This window comes from Kitasatospora sp. NPDC005751, from assembly GCF_040630835.1.
In the GTDB taxonomy this organism is placed as follows: Bacteria; Actinomycetota; Actinomycetes; order Streptomycetales; family Streptomycetaceae; genus Kitasatospora.
The window spans coordinates 12,539-34,355 of record NZ_JBEXYC010000061.1; the positions used below are offsets into that span (position 1 = coordinate 12,539).

The following is a 21,817-nucleotide window of genomic DNA, read 5'->3' on the forward strand; positions in this document are numbered from 1 at the left end:
CTGCTCCGTTCGGAAAGGCGGGATCGGCTCTGCCCGGTGGATCGTCCGACCGGTGGATCGAGTGCGGGGGAGAGGACGGCTCAGGCGCGCAGGGTGGCGCCGCCGTCGACGTAGAGGTCCTGCATGGTGATGTGCCGGGCCCGGTCGCCGGCCAGGAACACCACGGCCTCGGCGATGTCCTCGGGGTCGGCGATCCGGCCGAGGGGTATCCCGACCCGGTAGCTGGCCGGGTCGCCGTCGATGACGCGCTGTTCGGCGGCGTCGTCGCGCCACAGGGAGCGCTGCATCTCGGTGTCGGTCGAGCCGGGGGAGACCAGGTTGCAGCGGACGCCCGACCGGGCGAGCTCCAGGCCGAGGCAGCGGACGAACATCGCGGTGGCGGCCTTGGAGGCGGCGTAGGCGGCCATCGTGGTGCGCGGCACCCCGGCGGCGTTGGAGCCGACGGTGACGATGCTGCCGGCGCCGCGCTCGGCCATCCGGCGTCCGACCGCCCGGCAGGTGTGGAACACCCCCGTGGTGTTGACGGCGAAGGTGGCCGCCCAGTCCTCGTCGGTGGTCTCCACGGCGAGGGCCGGGCGCAGGATCCCGGCGACGTTGACCAGGATGTCGATCGGGCCGACCGTGCGCTCCACGCGCTCGACCTCGGCCTCGACGGCGGCGGCGTCGGTGACGTCCAGCAGGCCGAGCCCGGGGCCGTCGGCCCGCCGGTCGGTGGCCACGACGTGGGCCCCGCGCTCGGTGAGCAGGCGGGCGACCGCGGCGCCGATGCCCTGGGCCGCGCCGGTGACGAGCGCGACGCGCCCGTCGAACTCCGCGGTGCGGTCGGGGCCGGCCGAGGCCCGGACTCCCGTGTCGGTGGCGGGCGGAGCGGGGGCGTCCACGGGGGAAGTCGGCATGAGAGATCTCCGGGAGCGGGCAGGTCGGTCGAATGGGCTGAGCGCAACAGTTCGGTAAGGCTAGCCTAACCATGTTTCCCGGGGGCGACCAGGGTGGGTGTGCCCCGGAATGCGAGCGGTGCCGGGGTGCGGCTCGGGGTGCCTCGCCCGGCGCGGCCTGCGCAGGTCGTGGTGCGCGGCTCGCCCTGAAGCCCCCGCCGGGCTCGCTGTCCCGGATTCCCTCGACACTCCTTCGGCCGCCGAGGGATCCTTGACGTGACTTCATTAGTGAGGCGAGGCTAACCTTATGTCGATCGGTCCCGGGTCACGGGCCGGCCGGGGTGGCCGAGGCCCGTCCCGCGCCCCCGTGCGGACGCGCGCACGCCGATCGGCTGCTCCCCGGCGGCGGGTCCCACGACCCGCCGGCCGTGGCCGACGTCCGGGCCGGCGGCGGCTCCGCCCCGCATGTGCAACGGCTCCCGTCCGGGCCCGTGTCCCGGTGAAGATTGGCTGACCGGATGAATCCCTCCGCACCAGGGCTGCTGACACTGAGCAGCTTTCTCATGTCCCGCACCGGCCAGGCCGCCCGTCGACGCCTCGCGACCCAGGCGGAGCGCCGCGGGCTCCGGCTCTGGCACGTGATGGTGCTCTGCGCACTGGAGGAGGAGGGCAGCCACTCCAAGGGCGAGCTGGCCGCCCGGCTGGAGATCGGCTCCAGTGACGTGATCAAGGTGGTCGACGACCTGGTCGTCGCCGGGTACGTCACGTGCACCCGCTCCTCGGCCGACCGCCGGCGGGTGCACGTCGACCTCACCGCGCCGGGCCGGTCGGCGGCGGCCGGGATCAACTCGGACCTGGCCGCCGCCGACGACGAAGTCCTCGCCCCGCTGTCCGGCGAGGAGCGCCTCCGGCTGTTCGACATGCTGAACCGGCTGAACGGCCACCTGGGGCAGGCCGAGGCCGGGCCCGACCGGCCCGCGCCCCGGCCCGCGCCCCGGCCGGTCCGCGGGCACGGCCGGTGAGGTGTCGGCCCGTCAGCAGCCGCACCCCCACTCGGGTGCCCGGGGCGTGTCGGGAAGCGCGGTGGCGCGGAGCGCCCCGGCGGGCGCGGGGTGGACGGTGCGGCCGGCCTTGATGGTCTCGACGACGGTGATGTCCTTGATCTCCTCGGGGTCGACGGCCAGCGGGCTGGCGCTGAGGATCACCAGGTCCGCGAGCTTGCCGACCTCGATGGTGCCCTTGCGGTCCTCCTCGAAGTACTGGCGGGCCGCGTTGACGGTGATCGCGCGCACGGCGTCCAGGGCGTCGACGCACTGCTCGGGGCCGACCACCACGCCCTCGGTCCGGCTGCGCCGGGTCACCTGGCTGGACAGGATGGCGATCGAGTTGGGCAGCGCCACCGGGGCGTCGTGGTGCGAGGTGTAGGCGAGGCCCTCGTCCAGCGCCCAGCGGGCCGGCGAGATGGTCGCGGCCCGCTCCTCCCCGAGGACGGTGCCCCGGTACCAGTCGCCCCAGTAGTAGGTGTGCATGGAGAAGAAGGACGGGATGACGCCCAGCCGGGCGAACTCCCGGACCTGGTCCCGGCGGGCGGTCTGCGCGTGGATCGCCACCGTCCGCCGGTCGGCGGAGCCGGTCAGCTCGGTGGCGCCCTCGACCGCCTTGAGGAACTGGTCGATCGCGGCGTCCCCGTTGACGTGGGCGAGGACCTGCCAGCCCCGGGCGTAGGCGGTGCCGACCTGCTTCAGGACGGTGCTGTCGTCCTCGATCGCGGGGTAGCCGCGGTAGTCGTCGGGCAGTCCGGCCGGCGGGGTCAGGTACGGCTCGGTGAGCCAGGCGGTGCGGCCCTGCGGCGAGCCGTCCAGGACCAGCTTCACACCGGCCGCGCGCACCCCGTCGACGTACCCCCGGCTCGCGCCGACCGGGTCGTCCTCCGGGGCGTCGGCGAGCAGGTCGGCCTTGACGTAGGCGACCACGTCGATCTTGAACGGCACGGCGGCGGCGGTGTCCCGCAGCGCCTTGAGGTTGGCCGGGCTGGTACCGCCCTCCTGCACGGTGGTGAAGCCGAACCGCGCCGCCGACTCCGCGCCCTCGATGAACAGGGCCAGCAGCGCGGCCTCGGGCAGGCCCGCCATCGCCAGCTCCGAGGCGGGATTGAAGGCCTTCTCCTCCAGCACCCCGTCGGGCTCGCCGTAGGAGGGCGGTACCGCGAGCTCCCGGCGGCGGATGACCCCGCCCTCCGGGTCCGGCGTGGCGGCGCCGTACCCCAGCCGCTCCAGGCCCAGGCTGTTCACCGCGCCCAGGTGGAAGGACTGGTGGATGGCCAGCACCGGGCGGCTGGTGGAGACTTCGTCGAGGTCGTCACGGGTCGGGTGGACGCCCTCGGCGAGCATCGCGTCGTCGTAGCCGAAGCCGATGATCCAGTCGGAGTCCCGGCCCACCGGGCCCTCCGCCCAGGCCCGCAGCTTCTCCTTCAGCGTGGCGAGGTCGGCGACGTCCCCGTCGGGCGCGGCCAGCAGGTCGGCGATGGTCGCCTGCAGCCCGATCCCGCCGAGGTGCCCGTGCGCGTCGACGAACCCCGGCAGCAGCGCCCGTCCCGCGAGGTCGCGCAGCCGCGTCCGAGGCCCCCGCCAGCCGTCGACCGCTTCGTCGAGGCCGCCGACGAAGACGATGAGCCCGTCCTTGACCGCGACGGCCTCCGGCGCCGGCCCTTCGGCGACGGTCACGATGTCGCCGCCGTGGAAGATGAGGTCGGCCTGCTCGGCCATGCTGCTGCCCCTTGGGTGGGATGCGAATGGTGACCGGGCCACTACCCCACGTGATCGTTCGTCAACCCTCCACCGGACCGCGCCCCGCGCCCCTGCGGCGAGCCGCCCGACCCCGGCACGATCGCCGGGCCGCCCGGTCGGTGGCCGTCCGCTGCCCGGGCCGCCCGGAGTTCCGGGCGCCCGGCATGTGCGCGGACCCGCGGCGCACTGGCATGATCGCCGCATGGCAGAACGCATCATCGGCGCTTGTGACGGCGCTTCGAAGGGCAACCCCGGTCCGGCCGCCTGGGCCTGGGTCATCGCCGACGCCGACGGCCGGCCGCAGCGCTGGGAGGCCGGGCCGCTCGGCCGCGCGACCAACAACGTCGCCGAACTGACCGCGCTGAAGGAGCTGCTGGGCGCGGTCCGGCCGGGAGTGCCGCTGGAGGTCCGGATGGACTCCCAGTACGCGATGAAGGCGGTCACCCAGTGGCTGCCCGGCTGGCGCCGGAAGGGCTGGAAGACCGCCGCCGGGACACCGGTCGCCAACAAGGACCTGATCGTGGCGATCGACGCGCTGCTGGCCGGGCGCGACGTCGAGTTCGTCTACGTCCCCGCGCACCAGGTCGACGGCGATCCGCTGAACGCCGTCGCCGACCGGGCGGCGAGCGACGCGGCGGTGGCCCAGCAGCCGGCGAGCGGCACCTCCGTCGACGCGCCGCTGCCCGCCCCCCGCGCGGACGCCGCACCGTCGGCCGGGTCCCGGCAGGCCGGGGCCCCGGCCGCCAAGCGGACCGGCGGCCGGGCGGACGCCAAGTCCGCCGGGGGCCGGACCAAGGCCAAGTTCCCCGGCTCCTGCCGCTGCGGTCGCCCGTACGCCGTCGGCGACCCGATCGCCAAGAACCCGGACGGCTGGGGCCACCCCGACTGCGCCCAGGCCGCCGAGGCCGGCACCCGCTCCACCTGAGCCGTCCCGGTCCGCCCGGCCTGCCCGAGCCGTCCCGCTCCACCTGAGCCGTCCCGGTCCGCCCGGCCTGCCCGGGTGGACCGCCGGCCGGGCGGTCAGCCCCGGTCCGACCCCTTGCGGGAGTTCAGTAGCAGCGGTAGCAGCGAGAGCACCACGACGCCGCCCACCAGCAGCCACAGGTAGCTCTCGATCCCGGGGACGGCGGCGCCCAGCCAGTACCCCAGCAGCACCAGGCTCTGCGACCAGAGCACGCCGCCGACGATCTGCCACACGGTGAAGGTCCGGGTGGGCACGTCCAGCATGCCCGCCAGCGGACTGAGCACCGTTCGGACCAGCGGCACGAAGCGGCCCAGGACGATCGCCTTCCGGTACCCGTAGCGGCGCAGCAGCGCCTCCCCCCGGGCCGCCGCCGACTTCAGCCGCCCGCTGCGGCTGCGGGCCAGCGCCGGCCGGCCGCCGTGGCGCCCGAGCAGGAAGCCCACCTGGGCCCCGGCCACCGCCCCCACCGCGGCGCAGAGCATCACCTGCCAGAGCGACAGGTGGGGCCCGGAGCGGCTGCCGGCGGCGCAGAGCACCCCGGCGGGCAGCAGCAGGGTGTCACCGGGGAGGAAGAACCCCACCACCAGCAGTCCCGACTCGGCGAACACCACCACCAGTACGGCCAGCGCGCCGAAGGCGGCGAGCAGGGAGTCCCCGCTCGTCGGGTCGACGGCCAGCGGCACGCCGCTCACCCGGTCCCGGCCGCGGCCGTCCGACGGTCCGGGTGTCGTCCTGCGGGAGAACTGGGCACGTGGTGAACCGTACTCGCGCGCCCGCGCCACCCGCCACAGCAAGCGGTGCGCGGCCCGGCGGGGCCCGCCGTCCGGCCGCCGCCGGCGAGGGTGAGTTGCCCGCCTGTGCACCGGGCCGACACGCGCGGGACGCCCGGAGGTCACGCGGATCGAGTGGGATCGGCCCGGCTCTCCCGTTCCCGAGCGACCCCTGGACCCCCCATGCGACGCACCCTCACCTCCACCGTGGCGCTGGCCGCTTCCGCGCTGCTGTCCCTGGCCGTGGCCGTCCCCGCCCAGGCGCACGGCGGCCCGGCGGCGGGCCCGGCCTTCGGTACGCCGGCCGGCGCCACCACCAAGGCGCCCTACCGGCCGCTGCAGAGCGTCCGTAGCCTGCAGCAGGCACCGGACGGCTACACCGCGGTCTTCACCCAGACCGTCTCCCGGCACGGCGCCCGCGCGCTCAGCGACAGCGAGGACGGCGACCTCCTGGTGAAGCTCTGGCAGCAGGCCGCCGACGAGGGTGCGCTGACCCGGGTGGGCAAGGGCTTCGGCCCGGACGTGCGGGCGCTGCTGGACGCCAACGCGAAGGTGGGCTACGGGGCGCTGACCGGGCAGGGCCGGCGGGCGCTCCAGGACACGGCCGAGCGGATGGAGCAGCGGCTCCCCGGCCTCTTCCGGCGGATCGCCGCCGGGGCCGACGACCCGGCGGGCCCGGACCGGATCGACGTGGTCAGCTCCGGCCAGCCCCGGGCGGTCGACTCGGGCACCGAGTTCACCAAGGGCCTGCTGGCGGGCGAGCCGGCGCTGGCGAAGGCCGTCGACCCGGCCCGGACCGACACCGACCTGCTCTACTTCCACAAGTCCGCCGTGAACAAGGACTACACCGACTACGTCAAGAAGGACCCGCGGCTGGCGGCCACCCTCGCGGCGGTCCGGGACCAGCCGCGCAGCCACCGGGCGGCCCGGAAGGTGCTGGAGCGGATCTTCACCGGGCCGTTCGTCGACCGCCTCGCGGCCGGCGGCTACCCCTTCGCCGGGAACGAGGTCGACGCGGCCCAGGCCGTCTTCAACCTGTACAGCGTCACCGCCGACCTCACCGACGAGGGCGACTGGCACCTGGGCCGCTACATCGGCTCCGAGGAGGCCGCCTGGTTCGGCTACCTCGACAACGCCGAGGAGTACTACACCAAGGGCCCGGGCTTCGCCGGTCAGGACATCACCTACAAGATGGCCGGAGTGCTCCTCGACGACCTGTTCCGCAAGGCCGAGAACCGCCGGGCGGGCACCGGCGGTCCGGCCGCCGAGCTGCGCTTCACCCATGCCGAGGAGATCATCCCGCTCGCCGCGCTGATGCGGCTGCCCGGCAGCACGACCCAGGTCACCGAGGCGTCCCCGTACACCTACGCGAGCAACGCCTGGCGCGGCGCGACGGTGGCCCCGATGGGCGCGAACATCCAGTGGGACCTCTTCCGCAAGGGCGACGACTACCTGGTCCGGATGCTCTACAACGAGCAGCAGACCGCCTTCCGGCCGGGCTGCGCGCCGGTCTCGAAGGGCAGCTACTTCTACGACCTGGACGAGCTGGAGCGCTGCTTCGGCCGGACCGCGTAGCGGACGGGGCGCCGGGCGGCCGGTGGCCGCGGGCCCGGTGGCACGGAGGGTCAGCCCCGTGTGCTGTACTACGCGTTCACCGATTCCCCACAGCCCCTCAGGAGTGACCCGCCGGATGAGTGCCACCTGCCCGCAGTGCGAGGCGTCCGACCGGTCCGTCCCGGTGTCGCTGGCCCTCGCGGACACCACGGAGCCGCTTGAGGAGCCGGTTCGCGCGCTGCTCGCCCCGCCGCCCGAGCCGAAGCCGGCCCGGGAGCTGAGCGGCGGCGCGATCGCGCTGTCCGCCCTGGCGGCGATCTTCGCCGTGGTCGGGATCCTCTCGCTGGTCCGCGACCGGGAGGACCTCTCCGGGTACGACGCGGCCTACCGGGCGGGCTACCTGGCCGGTCCGTTCATCCTCCCGCTGATCCTGCTGGCGGCCGCCGCGATCGTGGAGCTCGTCGCGCGCTCCCGCCGCCGGCCCGGCTCCGGGTCGCCCGAGGAGGCGGCGCACCGGCAACCGCACGCCCGGGTGTGGCAGGCCGGGTGGCTGTGCCGGCGGTGCCGGGTCGCGTTCTTCCCCGAGGCGTCGATCCGCCCGGGATTCCCCGCCTCGCCGGCGATCCCGCTGGAGCAGTTCCCGCACTGGGTGATGACCGCCGCCGAGCGGGCCTTCGGCGCGCAGGCCCGGCCCGTGGCCGGCTGACACCGTCCGGGCGGGTCCTCCGCCGGCGCCCGGTACGGCCGGTGGCGGCCCCGGGGCCGGGGGAGGAGGATGGCCACGCCGAGGAGGTGTGGCCGAGTGGCGGACGAACAGGGCATCCCTACGGGCGCGGTGAGCGGCGCGGTGGGGTCCGGCGACGGCCCGGCGCTGCGCCTGGAGGAGGTCGCGCGGGAGGGGCCGGGCACCCGGCGACCCGCGCTGAGCGTGGCCGACGCCCGTACCGGGCGCGGCACCGGGATCCCGCCCGGGCGGCGGATGCTGCTGCGGGTCGGTGTCCGGCTGGGCTGTGCCGGCGGCCGGATCGGGGCGGGGGACCTGCGGGCCGCGCTGGTCGGTGACGTCCTGCAGAGGGTCGCCGAGATCGAGGGCCTCCAGGTGGTGCGGGTCCTCGCCGTGCCGGAGGGCGCCGCCGCCGACTTCGGGCGCGCCGCCGCCGCTCTCGGTGTCCACCCGCCGGTCGCCGTCGTCGCCTCCGGTGATCCGGACGGTCCGCTGGGCGGTCCGCCGGACGTCCAGGTCCTGGCGGCGGACGCCGAGCGGGCGGGCGCGGCGGGCGTCTGGCTCGGGGTCGGCCCCGCCGGGCCGGACCGGGGCGGCGAGCTGGCGGCCGGTCTCGGCTCCGGCGCCGTCGACGCCTCCGCGCTGCGGCTGGCCCTGCTCGCCCGCCCGTACGGCGAGCCGGTCGTGGCGGGTCCGCGTGAGCTGGCCGAGGCGGCGGGCACGCTGCGGGACTGGCGGCGGCAGGTCGCCGACTGGGCCTGGGGGCCCTCGAAGCCCGTGCCGGACGAGATCCGGCGGGAGGCCGCTGCCGCGTTCACGGGGGACCTCGACACCCCTGCGGTGCTGGCCCTGCTGCACCGCGTCGGGGTGGCCTCGGGGCTCGCGGACGGGGCCCGCTTCGAGACCTTCGCCGCCCTGGACCGGGTGCTGGGGCTGGAACTCACCCGCGACGTCGGCCGCCACTGACCGGTCCGCCCTCCCGCCACCGACGCGCCGTCAGCCCCCTTGAGCCCTGGGCACGGCGGACGCCGGCGGCCTCGCCCCGGGCGGGCACCGGCGCCGCCGCGGCCCTCGGCCGTGGACGCCGCCCGGCCGGGGATCAGGCCTGTGGCCGGGGTGTGACCAGGGTGCCGTTGATGACGGTGCGCAGGATCCAGGCCAGCCGCTGCTCGGGCGTGCCGGAGAGGAGGTCCGCGCCGAGCGCGGTGATGCGCGGGTGGTCGGCCGCGGTGGTCGCCCGGAGCGCGTCGGCCAGCGCGCCCTGCTCCGCCTCGGCGCGGGCGTCCTGCTCGCGGCCGGCCTGCTCGGCGGCGATCGCGGTGGCCGCCAGGAGGAGGACGTCGACGCCCCAGGCGGCCTGGCCGTCGGGGACGTCCCCTTCGTGCAGCAGGGCGAGGACGGCCTCGACGAGCGCGAGGTAGTTCGACCCCGAGGGGCGGGCCAGCAGGGCCGAGTGCGCCAGGCTGGGGTGCTGGAAGAGGACGTGCGTGTACGAGCCGAGGACGGCGGCGAGCCGCTCGCGCCAGTCGCCCGGCGCGCTCAGCGGCCCGAGGTCGACGGCGCCCAGCAGCTCCTCCAGGATCGCCGCGTGGAGCTCGGCGGTGTTGGCCAGGTAGACGTACAGCGACGCCGGGCCGGTGTCGAGCTCCTGGGCGAGCCGGCGCATGGTGACGCGTGGAAGGCCTTCGGCCCGCATGATCCGGACGGCCGTGTCGACGATGCCCTCGTAGGTGAGCGCGGGCTTGGCGGGCCGCTCTCGGCGGCTACGAGGAGCGGGGGAGCGTGACGTCACGCCGCCGAGCCTAACGATCGCGTTCGGGACGAACAAGTTCGACGCGCTGACGAACATGTTCGTTAGAACCTTGTTCTTGACGAACATGTTCGTTACGTTGGGGGAGGAGGGCGCGCCGCCCGCTCGTCCCGAGCCGCCGGCCCGACCGCCCCCACCCGCGACCCCACGCCCGTACCCGCCCGAGGAGCACGCCATGACCACCACCCACCACCCCCTCGCGATCGTCGGCGCCGGCCTCGGCGGTCTGACCCTGGCCCGCGTCCTCCAGGTGCACGGCATCGCCGCGACCGTCTTCGACCAGGAGCCCTCCCGGGAGGCCCGCACGCAGGGCGGCATGCTCGACATCCACGGCGACACGGGCCGGCGTGCGCTCCGCGCGGCCGGCCTGCACGAGCCCTTCCTCGGCCTCGTCCACCCGGGCGGCCAGGCCATGCGGATCGTCGCCCCGGACGGCGCCGTCCGCCACAGCGAGGAGGACGACGGCAGCGGCGACCGCCCCGAGGTGGACCGCGGCCGGCTGCGCGACCTGCTGCTCGACTCCCTCGCGCCCGGTACCGTCCACTGGGGGCGGAAGGCGACCGGCGCCCGCCCGCTCGGCGACGGCCGTCACGAACTGCGCTTCCAGGACGGTTCGGCCGTCACCACCGACCTGCTGGTCGGTGCGGACGGCGCCTGGTCCCGGATCCGCCCGCTGCTCTCCGCGGCGACGCCGGCCTACACCGGCGTCTCCTTCGTCGAGGCCGACCTGCACGAGGCGGACACCCGTCACCCGGCCGCGGCGGCCCTGATCGGCGGGGGCTTCTTCTTCTCCCTCGGGGAGGGCAGGGGCTTCCTGGCCCACCGGGAGGGCGACGGCAGTCTGCACGTCTACACCGCCCTCAAGGTCGCCGAGGAGTGGCTGGACGGCATCGACCTGGCCGACACCGCCGCCGCCAAGGACGCCGTCCTGGCCCACTTCGACGGCTGGCACGAGAGCCTGCGGGCGCTGGTGGGGGAGGCCGACGGCGCGCTGGTCGGGCGGCGCGTCCACGCCCTGCCGATCGGCCACCGCTGGGAGCGGACCCCCGGTGTGACCCTGCTGGGCGACGCCGCGCACCTGATGTCCCCGTTCGCGGGGGAGGGTGCCAACCTCGCGATGCTCGACGGGGCCGAACTCGCCCTGGCCCTCGCCGCCCACCCGGACGACGTCGAGGCCGCCCTGCGGGCCTACGAGGAGCCGATGTTCCCGCGCGGCGCGGCCTCGGCCGCCGAGTCCGCCGCGAGCCTGGCGCAGATGTTCGGCGAGCGCGCGCTGGAGGGCCTGCTGGAGCGGTTCGCCGCCACCGGCTGATCGGCCGCCGGTCCGGGCTCCTCGCGCTCGCGGCCCTACGCGGGGGCGACGGCCCGTTCCAGCAGGCCGTGCAGCAGCTGCCTCTCCTGTGCGGTGAGGCTGCCCAACGGCGAGCCCTCGGTGAGGAGTTCGAGGAGCCGTTCGCGCAGCGCGGTGCCCTCGGCGGTGAGCACGAGCTGCTTGGCGCGGCGGTCGGTGGGGTGCGGGTGCCGCTCGATCAGCTGCTGCTTCTCCAGCTTGTCGACGACGAAGGTGGTGTTGGAGGGCTCGCAGCTCATGCGCTCGGCGAGCTCGCGCATGGTCATCGGCCCGCTCATCTCCCGCAGCGCGGCCGCCTGGGAGGGGGTGAGCCCGAGGGTGGCCGCGCGCACGCGCACGTGCTCGACGATCCGCTGGTTCAGCCCGTTCACCAGGCCGCACAGCTGTCGCACGGCGATGGCCTGCGGCTCGGAGAACGTCGTCATGGCGCCCACTCTAGCAGTTCGTCAAGCCAACATAATTGCAGTTTGAATGATTCGAACTTGATGCTTATGGTGGCGACGACGGCGCCGGAACCCCGGCGCCGAACTGACGTCGACACACGGGAGAGAACTCATGGCCGACATGACGGCGGGTCAGAGCGAGCGACTGCGCCGGCCGGCGGGGGTCCGCTCGATGCGGCTGGGCGACACCACGGTGTCGTACGTGCCGGACGGTGATGTGCGGCTGCGCCCCCTGGACGTGCTCCCGGACAGCACCGGCGAGGTGTGGGCCGCGCACCCGGAGTACCTGGACGCCGGGGGCCACCTGGTCGGGAGCGTCGGCAGCCTGCTGGTGGAGCACGGCGACCGCGCGCTGCTGATCGACGCGGGCTTCGGCCCCCGGTCGCACGCCGCGCCGGCCGGGCCCCTCGCCACGATCCGCGGCGGCGCGCTCCCGGACGGCCTGGCCCGGCTCGGCCGCGCCCCCGAGGACATCGAGGCGGTGGCCTTCACCCACCTCCACGCCGACCACCTCGGCTGGGCCGCCCTCCCCGCCCCCGGCGGGGACCGGCCGCTGTTCGCCCATGCCGACTACCTGGTCTCCGCGCCGGAATGGGAGCAGCGGGACCTCGCGGACGAGCAGGTCGCGGCCCTGGTCCCGCGCGTCCGGACGATCACGGACGGGCAGGAGGTCTTCCCGGGCGTCCGCGTCCGGATCCTCCCCGGGCACACCCCCGGGCACGCCGAGTACGTCATCACCGGGGGCGGCCGGCGGCTGATCGCCTTCGGCGACACCGCGCACTCGCCGATCCAGATCGACCACCCGGACTGGTCCTCGGGCTTCGACCACGACCTGACCCGGACCGCCGAGCACCGCCGCCGACTGGTCGCCGAGCTGGCGGAGCCCGGCACGATCGGCTTCGGCGTGCACTTCGCCGACGTGGTGTTCGGCCACGTCCGGCGGGGTGGGTCCGGCCCGGCGTGGCAGCCGCTGGACGCCTGACCCGACGGCCCGGTCAGCCGGCCTGCCAGCCGTGTTCGAGGAGGTCGAAGGCGGCGTCCAGGGCCCGCGCCGGGTCCGCCGAGTCGCGGGCGAGCGCCGAGGCTTCGAGGGTGAACCGGGCCAGCGCGGCGCAGCGCGGGTCGTCGGGCTCGGCGCCGGTCGCGTCGGCGACGGCGTGGGCCAGGGCCTCCTGGTGGCGCGTCCACATCCGGCGGGCGTACTCACTCAGCGCGGGGGTGTCGCGGACGAGGTCCGCGAAGGCGCGGAACCGGGGATCGGCGTCCGGGGCGCGCAGCTGGGCGTCCTCGACGTACGCGCGCAGCGCGCCGGGGACGGACCGGTCCGGCGCCCGGTCCCGGACGGCCGCCACCAGGTCGGCCTCCCGGTCGGTCTCCTGGTCGAAGACCAGGGCCTCCTTGCTGGGGAAGTGCTTCAGCAGCGTCGTCGTCGACACGTCGGCGGCCTCGGCGACGTCCCGGACGGTCACCCGGTCGTAGCCGTGTTCGGTGAAGAGGCGGAGGGCGGCGTCCGCGAGGGCCTGGCGGGTGGCGGCCTTCTTGCGTTCGCGGCGTCCGACGGTGGCATCCATGCCGGCATCGTACGGGAAGGTGTGCGAGACAAAAAGTTGTGTCGTTGCACTTTTGTACTCGGTGTGCTTTTGTGAGGGTGCGGCCGGTGAGCCGGGGCCCCGGCCCGGCCGCACCTCCCTCCCTCCCTCCGTCCCGCCTACCCGCCTCCGCGTGGCCCGTCGGGAGCACCGTCCGGTCCACCGCCCCGCACCGTGCCGCTCAGCAGGAAGGCCACTCCCATGTCCACCAGCACGCCCCGCATCGCGATCGTCGGCGCCGGTCCCGGCGGTCTGATCTGCGCCCGCGTCCTCCAGCGCCACGGCGTCCCCGTCACCGTCTACGACCTGGACCCCTCCCGCACCGCCCGTGACCAGGGCGGCAGCCTCGACATGCACCCCGACTCCGGCCGGCGCGCCCTGGCCGAGGCCGGAGTGCTGGACGCCTTCCTCGCACTGGCCCGCCCCGAGGGCCGGCGGATGCGGGTGGTCGGCCGCGCCGGGGCCGTCCTCTTCGACACCCTCGGTCCGGAGGACGACGAGGAGGGCAACCCCGAGATCGACCGAGGTCAACTGCGCGTGCTGCTCCTCGACTCCCTCGCACCGGGCACCGTGCGGTGGGGGCACCGGCTGGAGAGCGCCGAACCGCTCGGCGACGGCACCCACCGGCTGCGCTTCGCCAACGGCGCCACCACCGAGACGGATCTCCTGGTCGGGGCCGACGGCGCGTGGTCCACGGTCCGCGCGCTCGTGTCGCCCGCCCGGCCCGGCTACACCGGCGTCACCTTCGTCGAGACCGGCCTGGACGACGCCGACGCCCGCCACCCCCGGCTCGCCGCCCTCACCGGCGACGGCACCATGATGGCCCTCGACGACAACCGGGGGATCATCGCCCAGCGCAACAGCGGCGGCCACATCCGGGTCTACGCCGGGCTGCGCACCGACGAGGCCTGGCACCGGCGGGCCGGCCTCGACCTGACCGACACCGCCGCCGTCCGGGCCGCGCTCGTCGGGGAGTTCGACGGCTGGAGCGGTGACCTGCTCGGCCTGGTGACCGACGGCGACACCGGCTACGTCAACCGGCCCCTGTACGCGCTGCCGGTGCCGCACCGCTGGCCGCACACCCCCGGCGTCACCCTGCTGGGCGACGCCGCCCACCTGATGTCCCCCTTCTCCGGCATGGGCGCCAACCTCGCCATGCTGGACGGCGCCGACCTCGCCCGCGCCGTCCTGGACCACCTGACCGTCGACGGCGCCGTCACCGCGTACGAGCGCGTCCTGCTGCCCCGTTCCGCCGCGGCCGCCGCCGACGCGGCGGAGGGCATCGAGGGTGCCTTCGCCCCCGACAGTGCCGAGCAGCTCCTGGCCCACTGGGGGGACCACCAATGACGGCCGGTACGTCGCGGGAAGGCCCGCCCGCCCCCGGATCCGGCGCGGCCGCCGTTCGGGGGGCGGCCCCGACGGCCCGGTGAACGGGATCAGCCGGATACCCCGAGCGGTGTCCGCCGCCACCGGTTCGGGGGAGGCCGCCGAACGTGACATCGTGTGCGTGAAGCCGTCAACCGGCAGCACCCTTCCAGGAGGTCCCGTATGAGCAGCGAATCAACGTCGTCCGACCACGCCGAGAACACCGAGAAGGCCACCGGCGCGGAGGCCGACCAGGCCGCCGCGGCGCCCGCCACGCAGGACGACGTCAAGGCCCGGTTCCTGGCCGCGCTGGAGCGCAAGCACGGCACCAAGGGCGGCGCCGCGTCCGGCGGCCCGAACGGCGACTCGAAGATCCACGGCGCCCACGCCGCGGCCGGCGGCAAGCGCAACTTCCGCCGCAAGAGCGGTGGCTGAGCACTCGACCGCTCGGGCGGCGCCGGATCCGGCGCCGCCCGGTCCACCTGGCGTCTCCGCCGCCCGGTCCCTCGCGGGGCGGGCGGCGGAGCCGTTCACCCGGGCCACGGTCCGCGGCCCGGTCGGGCCGGCCCGACCGGTCAGGCGGGCAGGGAGGCCAGCCAGTCGGTCAGGAGCCGGTTGACCTCGTCCGGTCGTTCCTGCTGGATCCAGTGCCCGCAGCCGTCGAGGACGTGGCAGGAGAGCAGACCGGGAAGCGTGACGGGGTAGGCCGCGATCGCCTCGGCCAGCCAGGTGGTGGAGGCGTCCAGGCCGCCGCCGGCGAACAGCGAGGGCTGGGTGATCGGGGCGCCGTCGAAGCGGGCGAGGTCCTCCCAGTCCCGGTCCATGCTGCGGTACCGGGCCAGCGCCCCGCGCAGGCCGGTCCGCTCGAACTCACCGGCGTAGAAGTCGAGGTCCTCCGCACTGAGCCAGCCGGGCAGCCGGCCGGCGGGGAACCGGTCGCGCAGCGTCCCGCCCGGGCCGACGAAGTGCGGATCGGGTGCGCCCGGGGCCGGCATGGTGTCGGCGGACAGCGCCGCGTAGAAGCCCGCGAGCCAGCCGCGCACATCGGGTTCGATCTCGGCCTCGGCGCGGCCCGGCTCCTGGAAGTAGGCGACGTAGAACTCCTCGTCGCCGCCCATCCCCGTGAAGACCTCGCTGGGGCGCGGACCGCCGCGCGGCAGGTACGGGACGCTCAGCAGTCCCACCGCACGGAACACGTCCGGCCTGACCAGGGCGGAGTCGGCGGCGATGGTCGCCCCCCAGTCGTGCCCGACGATCACCGCGGACCGTTCGCCCAGGGCGTGCACCACCGCGACGTTGTCCTCGACGAGGTCGAGCATCCGGTACGCGGCCGGGTCCTCGGGGGCGGTGGAGCGCCCGTACCCCCGGACGTCGACGGCGACCGCGCGGTACCCGGCCGCGGCCAGCGCGGGCAACTGGCGGCGCCAGGAGTACCAGGACTCCGGGAACCCGTGCACCAGCAGGACCAGCGGCCCGCTGCCCTGTTCCACCAGGTGGATCCGGCCGCCGGGGGTGGGGACCAGCCGGTGGGTGGCGCCCGCGAGGTGGGGTGACATGCGTCCTCCTGACGATTCGGTCGGCCGGGCGCGGGGTGGCGATCCGGCGCACGCTGTCTCGCCGCCGATCATGGTGCGCCCGGTGGGCTCCGGGCGAGGACTGTTGCCGGTTCGGCAAACCGCCCGGCCGGCTTCGGCTCCCGCGCTCCCCGCTACCGCTACCGGTTGCCCGCGCTCCCCGCTACCGCGCCGCGAACGGCCGGCCGGGGCCGAAGGCCAGGGCGGCGAAGCGCTCGCCGATGCGGCGGTGCGCGGCGGTGTCCGGGTGGAGCGCGTCGGGCAGCGGCAGCTCGGCGAAGTCCGCCTCGCCGTACAGCTCGCGGCCGTCGAGGTGGTGCAGGTTCGGGTCCTGGGCGGAGCGCTGCCGGACGATGCGGGCCAGCTCCTCCCGGATGACGCGCAGGGTGAGCTTCCCGCCCGCCCGCTCCGCCGGGTCGCCGGTGGCCAGGAACCGCAGGCGCCCGGTGGCGAGGGCGGTGGGGTCCGGGGCGCTGGGGCCGGGGGTGTCCTCGTGGATGGGGCAGAGGATGGACGAGACCACCAGCAGCGGCGCGTCCGGGTGCCCCTCGCGGATGGTGTCGAGGAAGCCGTGGACGGCCGGGGTGAAGGCGCGCAGCCGCATCAGGTCGGTGTTGACGAGGTTGATGCCGATCTTGACGCTGATCAGGTCGGCGGGGGTGTCGCGCATGGTCCGGGCGGTGAACGGGTCGAGCAGGGCGCTGCCGCCCAGGCCCAGGTTGACCAGCTCCGCACCGCCGAGCGCGGCGGCGAGCGCCGGCCAGGTCGTGCTGGGGCTCGCGGTGTCGGACCCCTGGCTGATCGAACTCCCGTGGTGCAGCCAGACCTTGCGGCCCCGGTCGGCCGCGTGCTGCTCGACGGGGGCGTCGGTGCGCAGCGCCACCAGTTCGGTGGTCTCGTTGTGCGGCAGCCAGATCTCGACGTCCTTGACGCCCTCGGGCAGTGCGGGGAACCGGGCGGTGCCGACCGGCCCGGGCCGGGTCCGCGCGGACCCGGTGGCCAGGTCGATGGTCAGGGTGTTGCCGGTGGGAACGGTGGACTGCCCGGCCGGGCGGCCGTCGACGAGCAGGTCGTACACGCCGTCCGGGCGGGGCGGTGCGCCCGGGTAGACCCGCTTGGTGGGCAGGGTGTCCAGTTCGATCGCGGTGGCCCGGGTGCGGAAGGCCAGGCGTACGCCGGAGGGCTGGGACTCGGCCATGGCCAGCTGGCCGTCGGTGTTGCGGGCGCGGACCCAGGCGGGCAGCCGGTGCGGGAGCAGACCGTGCTCGGTCCGCTCCAGGTCCAGGGCGCCGCGCAGCAGCTCCGCGGTGACGGGCGTGGTGATCCAGGTGTGCGGGGTGCTGTTCATCGTCTCAACCTTGTGCTTCGGGACGTGCGGGGGCGGCGGCCCGGACGCGGGCCGGTCGGCCGGTCGGGCGCCGCCCGTGGCGGGCGAGGGGCCCGGGTCAGGGCGCGGGCCAGTTGCGCAGCAGGGCGTCGAGGGCGTCCAGGATCCGTGTCCAGGACTCCTGGGAGTCGGGGGCGCTGTGGCGGAAGGCCTCGGCCAGCTCCAGGCTGACGTAGCCGTGGAAGACGCTCCCCAGCAGGCGGACGGCGTGGGTCTGGTCCGGTTCGGTGAGGTCGTACCCGCGCAGGATCGCCCGCGTCATCTCCGCGTGGCGGCCGCCGGCGCTGGCCGCCGCCGCCTCCGGGGTGAGCGGCTGACGGGTCGCCGCGTAGCGGCCGGGGTGCTGCCGCGCGTAGTCGCGGTAGACGTCGGCCAGCGCCGTCAGGGCGTCCTTGCCCGCCCGCCCGGCCAGCGCGTCGGCGCCGCGGTCGGCGAGCTCCTCCAGGGCGAGCAGGGCGATCCTGGTCTTGAGGTCCTGGGAGCTCTTGACGTGCGAGTACAGGCTCGCGACCTTGACGTCGAACCGCCTGGCGAGTGCCGAGACGGTCACCTGCTCGAAGCCGACCTCGTCGGCCAGCTCGGCGCCTGCCCGTGTCAGGCGCTCGGTGGTCAGCCCTACGCGTCCCATGTCCCGTCCTCTCGTTCGACAGAACCGATGATGCATTTGCCTAATACCTTTAGGCAAATCGACGGGAGATGTAGGGAAGGGCGGTGCGGCGGCCAGGGTGCGGGCGGGTAGCGGGAGCGGGCCCCCGTTCAAGTGATTGACAGCGTTCCGTCATGGGAGTTCACTTCGTGAAGAAAGCTCCCGGCCGGGCTCTCCCACGACCCCTCCAGACCAAGGCGGTTGCGTATGCCCTCGTCGATCCACCGGCAGTCCCTGGCAGCCACGTTCGGGCTGCTGCTGGCCATGGTCGCGACCTTCGCCTGGGGACCGGCCCAGGCCACGGCGGCCCCGACCTCCGTTCAAGCAGTGAACTTCGAGGACGACTTCGACGGCCCCGCCGGGTCGGCGGTCGACGCGGGCAGGTGGCAGACCGAGACCGGCGACAACGTCAACAACCACGAGCGCCAGTACTACACGGCCGGGAACGCGAACGCCGCGCTGGACGGCCAGGGCCACCTGGTGATCACGGCGCGCCGCGAGAACCCGGCCAACTACCAGTGCTGGTACGGAACCTGTCAGTACACCTCGGCCCGGCTGAACACCTCCGGCCGGTTCGCCCAGGCCTACGGGCACGTCGAGACCCGGATGAAGGTCCCGCGCGGCCAGGGCATGTGGCCGGCCTTCTGGATGCTGGGCAACGACATCGGCCAGGTCGGCTGGCCGAACAGCGGTGAGATCGACGTCATGGAGAACGTCGGCTTCGAGCCAGGCACGGTGCACGGGACCATCCACGGCCCCGGCTACTCGGGCAGCGGCGGCATCGGCGCCGGGTACAGCCTCCCGGGCGGCCAGGCCTTCGCGGACGCCTTCCACACCTTCGCCGTCGACTGGGCGCCCGACTCGATCTCCTGGTCCGTGGACGGCACGGTCTACCAGCGCCGCACCCCGGCCGATCTCGGCGGCCGGAGCTGGGCGTTCAACAAGCCCTTCTTCCTCATCCTCAACCTCGCCGTCGGCGGCTACTGGCCCGGTGACCCGGACGCCGGCACCGCCTTCCCGCAGCAACTGGTCGTGGACTACGTGCGGGTGACCACCTCCGGCGGCACCCCCACGGGCGGCACCCTGACCGGGCTGGCGGGCAAGTGCCTGGACGTGGCCGCCGCGGGCACCGCCAACGGCACCCAGGTCCAGCTCTACACCTGCAACGGGACGGCCGCGCAGCGCTGGACGGTCGGCACCGACGGCACGGTGCGCGCGCTCGGCAAGTGCCTGGACGCCAATGCCGCGGGAACCGCGGACGGCACCAAGGTGCAGCTGTGGGACTGCAACGGCACCGGCGCCCAGCACTGGTCGTACAACGCGGCCACCCGCGACCTGGTCAATGTGCCGGCGAACAAGTGCCTGGACGTGGCCGGCAACAACCCGGCCGATGCCACCGCGACCCAGCTCTGGACCTGCACCGGGGCCGGCAACCAGAAGTGGACGCTGAACCCCTGACGAACAGCGCCGTGCCCCGGTCGCCGGAGGGCGGCCGGGGCACGGCGGTTCGTCAGGGTCGGGTGACCCGCGGTCAGCGCAGGTCGAAGCGGTCGAGCTCGGACACCTTGGTCCAGGCCGCGACGAAGTCCGTCACGAACTTCTCCTTCGCGTCGTCGCTCGCGTAGACCTCGGCGAGCGCCCGCAGCTCCGAGTTGGAGCCGAACACCAGGTCGGCGCGGGTGCCGGTCCAGCGGACCTCGCCGGTGACGGCGTCCCGGGCCTCGAAGGTGTTCGCGTCCGCGGCGGTGGCCTTCCACGTCGTGCCCAGGTCGAGCAGGTTGACGAAGAAGTCGTTGGTCAGCCGGCCGGGGGTGTCGGTCAGGACGCCCAGCGAGGACTGCTGGTGGTTGGCGCCCAGCACGCGCAGGCCGCCGACCAGGACGGTCAGCTCCGGGGCGCTCAGGGTCAGCAGGTTGGCCCGGTCCAGCAGCAGGTACTCGGCCGGCAGCCGGTTGCCCTTGCCCAGGTAGTTGCGGAACCCGTCGGCGGTCGGCTCCAGCGCCGCGAAGGACTCGACGTCGGTCTCGTCCTGGGCGGCGTCCACCCGGCCCGGGGTGAACGGCACCACGACCGGGAAGCCGGCGTCGGCGGCGGCCTTCTCCACACCGGCCGCGCCCGCGAGGACGATCAGGTCGGCGATCGAGATCGCCCTGCCGTCCGTCCGGCCGGCGTTGAACGAGTCGCGCACGCTCTCCAGGGTGCGCAGCACGGTCGCCAGCTCGTCGGGCCCGTTGACCTCCCAGCCGCTCTGCGGTTCCAGCCGGATCCGGGCGCCGTTGGCGCCGCCGCGCAGGTCACTGCCGCGGAACGTGGAGGCCGAGGCCCAGGCGGTGGAGACCAGCTGGGCGACGGTCAGGCCGGAGGCCAGCACCTGCTGCTTGAGGGCGGCGATGTCCGCGGCGTCGACCAGCTCGTGCGTGACGGCGGGCAGCGGGTCCTGCCACAGCAGGGTCTCCGACGGGACCTCGGGGCCGAGGTAGCGCACGACCGGACCCATGTCGCGGTGGGTGAGCTTGAACCAGGCCCGGGCGAAGGCGTCCGCGAAGGCCGCGGGCTCGGCCAGGAAGCGCCGGGAGATCTGCTCGTAGACCGGGTCGACCCGCAGCGCGAGGTCGGTGGTCAGCATGGTCGGCGCGTGGGTCTTCGAGCCGTCGTGCGCGTCCGGGACGGTACCGGCGCCGCCGCCGTCCTTGGGCCGCCACTGGTGGGCGCCGGCCGGGCTCTTGAACAGCTCCCACTCGTAGCCGAAGAGGATCTCGAAGAAGGTGTTGTCCCAGGTGGTGGGCGTGGTGGTCCAGATGCCCTCAAGGCCGCTGGTGATCGTGTCGTCGCCCTTGCCGCTGCCGTAGGTGCTCTGCCAGCCCAGGCCCTGCAGCTCCAGCGGGGCGGCCTCGGGGTCGGGGCCGACGTTGTCGGCCGGGCCCGCGCCGTGGGTCTTGCCGAAGGTGTGGCCGCCCGCGATCAGGGCGACGGTCTCCTCGTCGTTCATCGCCATCCGGCGGAAGGTCTCGCGGATGTCGCGGGCCGCGGCCATCGGGTCCGGGGTGCCGTTGGGGCCTTCCGGGTTGACGTAGATCAGGCCCATCTGGACGGCGCCCAGCGGGCTCTCCAGGTCACGGTCGCCGGTGTAGCGCTCGTCGTCGAGCCAGGTCGTCTCGGGGCCCCAGTAGACGTCCTCCTCCGGCTCCCAGACGTCCTCGCGACCGCCGCCGAAGCCGAAGGTCTGGAAGCCCATCGTCTCCAGCGCGACGTTGCCGGCCAGGATCAGCAGGTCGGCCCAGGACAGGCTCTGGCCGTACTTCTTCTTCACCGGCCACAGCAGGCGGCGGGCCTTGTCGAGGTTGGCGTTGTCCGGCCAGCTGTTCAGCGGCGCGAAACGCTGCTGGCCGGCACCGGCGCCGCCGCGGCCGTCGCTGATCCGGTAGGTGCCCGCGCTGTGCCAGGCCATCCGGATGATGAAGGGGCCGTAGTGGCCGAAGTCGGCCGGCCACCAGTCCTGCGACGTGGTCAGCACCTCGGCGAGGTCGCGCTTGACGGCGGCGAGGTCGAGCGTCTTGAACGCCTCGGCGTAGTCGAAGTCCGCACCGAGCGGGTTGGCCACGGCCGGGTTCTTGGCAAGGATCTTCAGGTTGAGCCGGTCCGGCCACCACTGGCGGTTTCCACCGCCCTGGGTCGGGTGCGCGGCGCGCCCGTGCGCGACGGGGCAGCCTCCCCCCTCCGCCTTCGCATCGGTGACGATCGCGTCGTGGTTCTCAGACATGGGAATCCTTCCGGGCCGGGCGGATCACGTTGTTCAGGAACGATCGAAGGGCGGAGCACCTGGGGGGGTCGTTCAATGAGGAGGACTAGCTCACCCGACGCGGAGGTGCTCACCGCCGTTCCGGAGCCTCACTGCCCCCTAGGCTATCGCCGGAACCGATCCTACGATGGACAGATTCCAAGTCAAGAACCACACCGAGTCACTATCCCGTCGGGGTTC

At 74.6% G+C, this 21,817-nt stretch carries 20 protein-coding genes; 10 read left to right on the top strand and 10 right to left on the bottom strand.

Going from position 1 to position 21,817, the window contains the following annotated elements; all coding sequences use genetic code 11:
- Nucleotides 1–80: 80 nt before the first annotated feature.
- Nucleotides 81–896 (bottom strand): 2,3-dihydro-2,3-dihydroxybenzoate dehydrogenase, encoded by an 816-nt coding sequence (dhbA, locus tag ABZ497_RS31650; RefSeq protein WP_359810272.1) that lies wholly within the window; start codon nucleotides 894–896, stop codon nucleotides 81–83.
- A 542-nt stretch (nucleotides 897–1,438) separates the two neighbouring features.
- On the opposite strand from dhbA, the gene ABZ497_RS31655 reads away from it, so the two are divergent.
- Nucleotides 1,439–1,897 (top strand): MarR family winged helix-turn-helix transcriptional regulator, encoded by a 459-nt coding sequence (locus ABZ497_RS31655; protein ID WP_359810274.1) that lies wholly within the window; start codon nucleotides 1,439–1,441, stop codon nucleotides 1,895–1,897.
- 12 nt (nucleotides 1,898–1,909) lie between these two features.
- On the opposite strand, the gene ABZ497_RS31660 is transcribed toward ABZ497_RS31655, so the two are convergent.
- Nucleotides 1,910–3,640 carry an amidohydrolase family protein gene (locus tag ABZ497_RS31660; protein ID WP_359810276.1) on the bottom strand — a complete coding sequence of 577 codons (1,731 nt, stop codon included), beginning with the start codon at nucleotides 3,638–3,640 and terminating at the stop codon, nucleotides 1,910–1,912.
- A gap of 223 nt (nucleotides 3,641–3,863) precedes the next feature.
- Between ABZ497_RS31660 and ABZ497_RS31665 the strand changes: the two genes are divergently transcribed.
- On the top strand, nucleotides 3,864–4,586 hold the full coding sequence (locus tag ABZ497_RS31665; protein ID WP_359810279.1) for a ribonuclease H: 723 nt from the start codon (nucleotides 3,864–3,866) through the stop codon (nucleotides 4,584–4,586).
- A gap of 95 nt (nucleotides 4,587–4,681) precedes the next feature.
- Here the strand turns inward: ABZ497_RS31665 and ABZ497_RS31670 are convergent, their stop codons facing one another.
- Nucleotides 4,682–5,308, bottom strand: a complete 627-nt coding sequence (locus ABZ497_RS31670; protein WP_329491535.1) for a DedA family protein — start codon at nucleotides 5,306–5,308, stop codon at nucleotides 4,682–4,684.
- A gap of 270 nt (nucleotides 5,309–5,578) precedes the next feature.
- Here ABZ497_RS31670 and ABZ497_RS31675 point away from each other — a divergent pair, with 270 nt between their 5' ends.
- From ABZ497_RS31675 to ABZ497_RS31685, 3 genes are all read left to right on the top strand, one after another.
- Nucleotides 5,579–6,970, top strand: coding sequence for a histidine-type phosphatase (locus ABZ497_RS31675; protein WP_359810282.1), 1,392 nt, complete (start codon nucleotides 5,579–5,581; stop codon nucleotides 6,968–6,970).
- Between the two features lie 115 nt (nucleotides 6,971–7,085).
- The gene (locus tag ABZ497_RS31680; RefSeq protein ID WP_359810285.1) at nucleotides 7,086–7,655 is read left to right on the top strand and encodes a hypothetical protein; all 570 of its coding nucleotides are present in this window, start codon (nucleotides 7,086–7,088) and stop codon (nucleotides 7,653–7,655) included.
- Nucleotides 7,656–7,751: 96 nt separating this feature from the next.
- On the top strand, nucleotides 7,752–8,639 hold the full coding sequence (locus tag ABZ497_RS31685; RefSeq protein WP_359810288.1) for a hypothetical protein: 888 nt from the start codon (nucleotides 7,752–7,754) through the stop codon (nucleotides 8,637–8,639).
- Between the two features lie 133 nt (nucleotides 8,640–8,772).
- Here ABZ497_RS31685 and ABZ497_RS31690 read toward each other — a convergent pair whose 3' ends face one another.
- Nucleotides 8,773–9,465: a TetR/AcrR family transcriptional regulator gene (locus ABZ497_RS31690; RefSeq protein WP_359810340.1), complete on the bottom strand. Its 693-nt coding sequence runs from the start codon at nucleotides 9,463–9,465 to the stop codon at nucleotides 8,773–8,775.
- Between the two features lie 193 nt (nucleotides 9,466–9,658).
- Between ABZ497_RS31690 and ABZ497_RS31695 the strand changes: the two genes are divergently transcribed.
- A complete protein-coding gene (locus tag ABZ497_RS31695; RefSeq protein WP_359810291.1) occupies nucleotides 9,659–10,795 on the top strand; it encodes an NAD(P)/FAD-dependent oxidoreductase in 1,137 nt (378 codons plus the stop codon).
- A gap of 35 nt (nucleotides 10,796–10,830) precedes the next feature.
- Here ABZ497_RS31695 and ABZ497_RS31700 read toward each other — a convergent pair whose 3' ends face one another.
- Nucleotides 10,831–11,259: a MarR family transcriptional regulator gene (locus ABZ497_RS31700; protein WP_329491540.1), complete on the bottom strand. Its 429-nt coding sequence runs from the start codon at nucleotides 11,257–11,259 to the stop codon at nucleotides 10,831–10,833.
- Nucleotides 11,260–11,389: 130 nt separating this feature from the next.
- Between ABZ497_RS31700 and ABZ497_RS31705 the strand changes: the two genes are divergently transcribed.
- On the top strand, nucleotides 11,390–12,259 hold the full coding sequence (locus ABZ497_RS31705; protein ID WP_359810293.1) for an MBL fold metallo-hydrolase: 870 nt from the start codon (nucleotides 11,390–11,392) through the stop codon (nucleotides 12,257–12,259).
- A 13-nt stretch (nucleotides 12,260–12,272) separates the two neighbouring features.
- Here the strand turns inward: ABZ497_RS31705 and ABZ497_RS31710 are convergent, their stop codons facing one another.
- The gene (locus ABZ497_RS31710; RefSeq protein ID WP_359810296.1) at nucleotides 12,273–12,848 is read right to left on the bottom strand and encodes a TetR family transcriptional regulator; all 576 of its coding nucleotides are present in this window, start codon (nucleotides 12,846–12,848) and stop codon (nucleotides 12,273–12,275) included.
- Between the two features lie 219 nt (nucleotides 12,849–13,067).
- Between ABZ497_RS31710 and ABZ497_RS31715 the strand changes: the two genes are divergently transcribed.
- Together ABZ497_RS31715 and ABZ497_RS31720 are read left to right on the top strand one after the other, a co-directional pair.
- Entirely contained in the window at nucleotides 13,068–14,213 is a 1,146-nt protein-coding gene (locus tag ABZ497_RS31715) for an NAD(P)/FAD-dependent oxidoreductase (protein WP_359810299.1), read from the top strand.
- A gap of 201 nt (nucleotides 14,214–14,414) precedes the next feature.
- Nucleotides 14,415–14,666 (top strand): DUF5302 domain-containing protein, encoded by a 252-nt coding sequence (locus ABZ497_RS31720; protein ID WP_359810302.1) that lies wholly within the window; start codon nucleotides 14,415–14,417, stop codon nucleotides 14,664–14,666.
- A 140-nt stretch (nucleotides 14,667–14,806) separates the two neighbouring features.
- On the opposite strand, the gene ABZ497_RS31725 is transcribed toward ABZ497_RS31720, so the two are convergent.
- The 3 genes from ABZ497_RS31725 to ABZ497_RS31735 form a co-directional block, all read right to left on the bottom strand.
- The gene (locus ABZ497_RS31725) at nucleotides 14,807–15,787 is read right to left on the bottom strand and encodes an alpha/beta hydrolase (protein ID WP_359810305.1); all 981 of its coding nucleotides are present in this window, start codon (nucleotides 15,785–15,787) and stop codon (nucleotides 14,807–14,809) included.
- A 181-nt stretch (nucleotides 15,788–15,968) separates the two neighbouring features.
- Nucleotides 15,969–17,153: a GDSL-type esterase/lipase family protein gene (locus ABZ497_RS31730; RefSeq protein ID WP_359810308.1), complete on the bottom strand. Its 1,185-nt coding sequence runs from the start codon at nucleotides 17,151–17,153 to the stop codon at nucleotides 15,969–15,971.
- Nucleotides 17,154–17,250: 97 nt separating this feature from the next.
- Nucleotides 17,251–17,820, bottom strand: a complete 570-nt coding sequence (locus tag ABZ497_RS31735) for a WHG domain-containing protein (protein WP_359810310.1) — start codon at nucleotides 17,818–17,820, stop codon at nucleotides 17,251–17,253.
- A 282-nt stretch (nucleotides 17,821–18,102) separates the two neighbouring features.
- Here ABZ497_RS31735 and ABZ497_RS31740 point away from each other — a divergent pair, with 282 nt between their 5' ends.
- Entirely contained in the window at nucleotides 18,103–19,296 is a 1,194-nt protein-coding gene (locus tag ABZ497_RS31740; protein ID WP_359810343.1) for a family 16 glycosylhydrolase, read from the top strand.
- 73 nt (nucleotides 19,297–19,369) lie between these two features.
- Here ABZ497_RS31740 and katG read toward each other — a convergent pair whose 3' ends face one another.
- On the bottom strand, nucleotides 19,370–21,598 hold the full coding sequence (katG, locus tag ABZ497_RS31745; RefSeq protein ID WP_359810312.1) for a catalase/peroxidase HPI: 2,229 nt from the start codon (nucleotides 21,596–21,598) through the stop codon (nucleotides 19,370–19,372).
- Nucleotides 21,599–21,817: the final 219 nt, after the last annotated feature.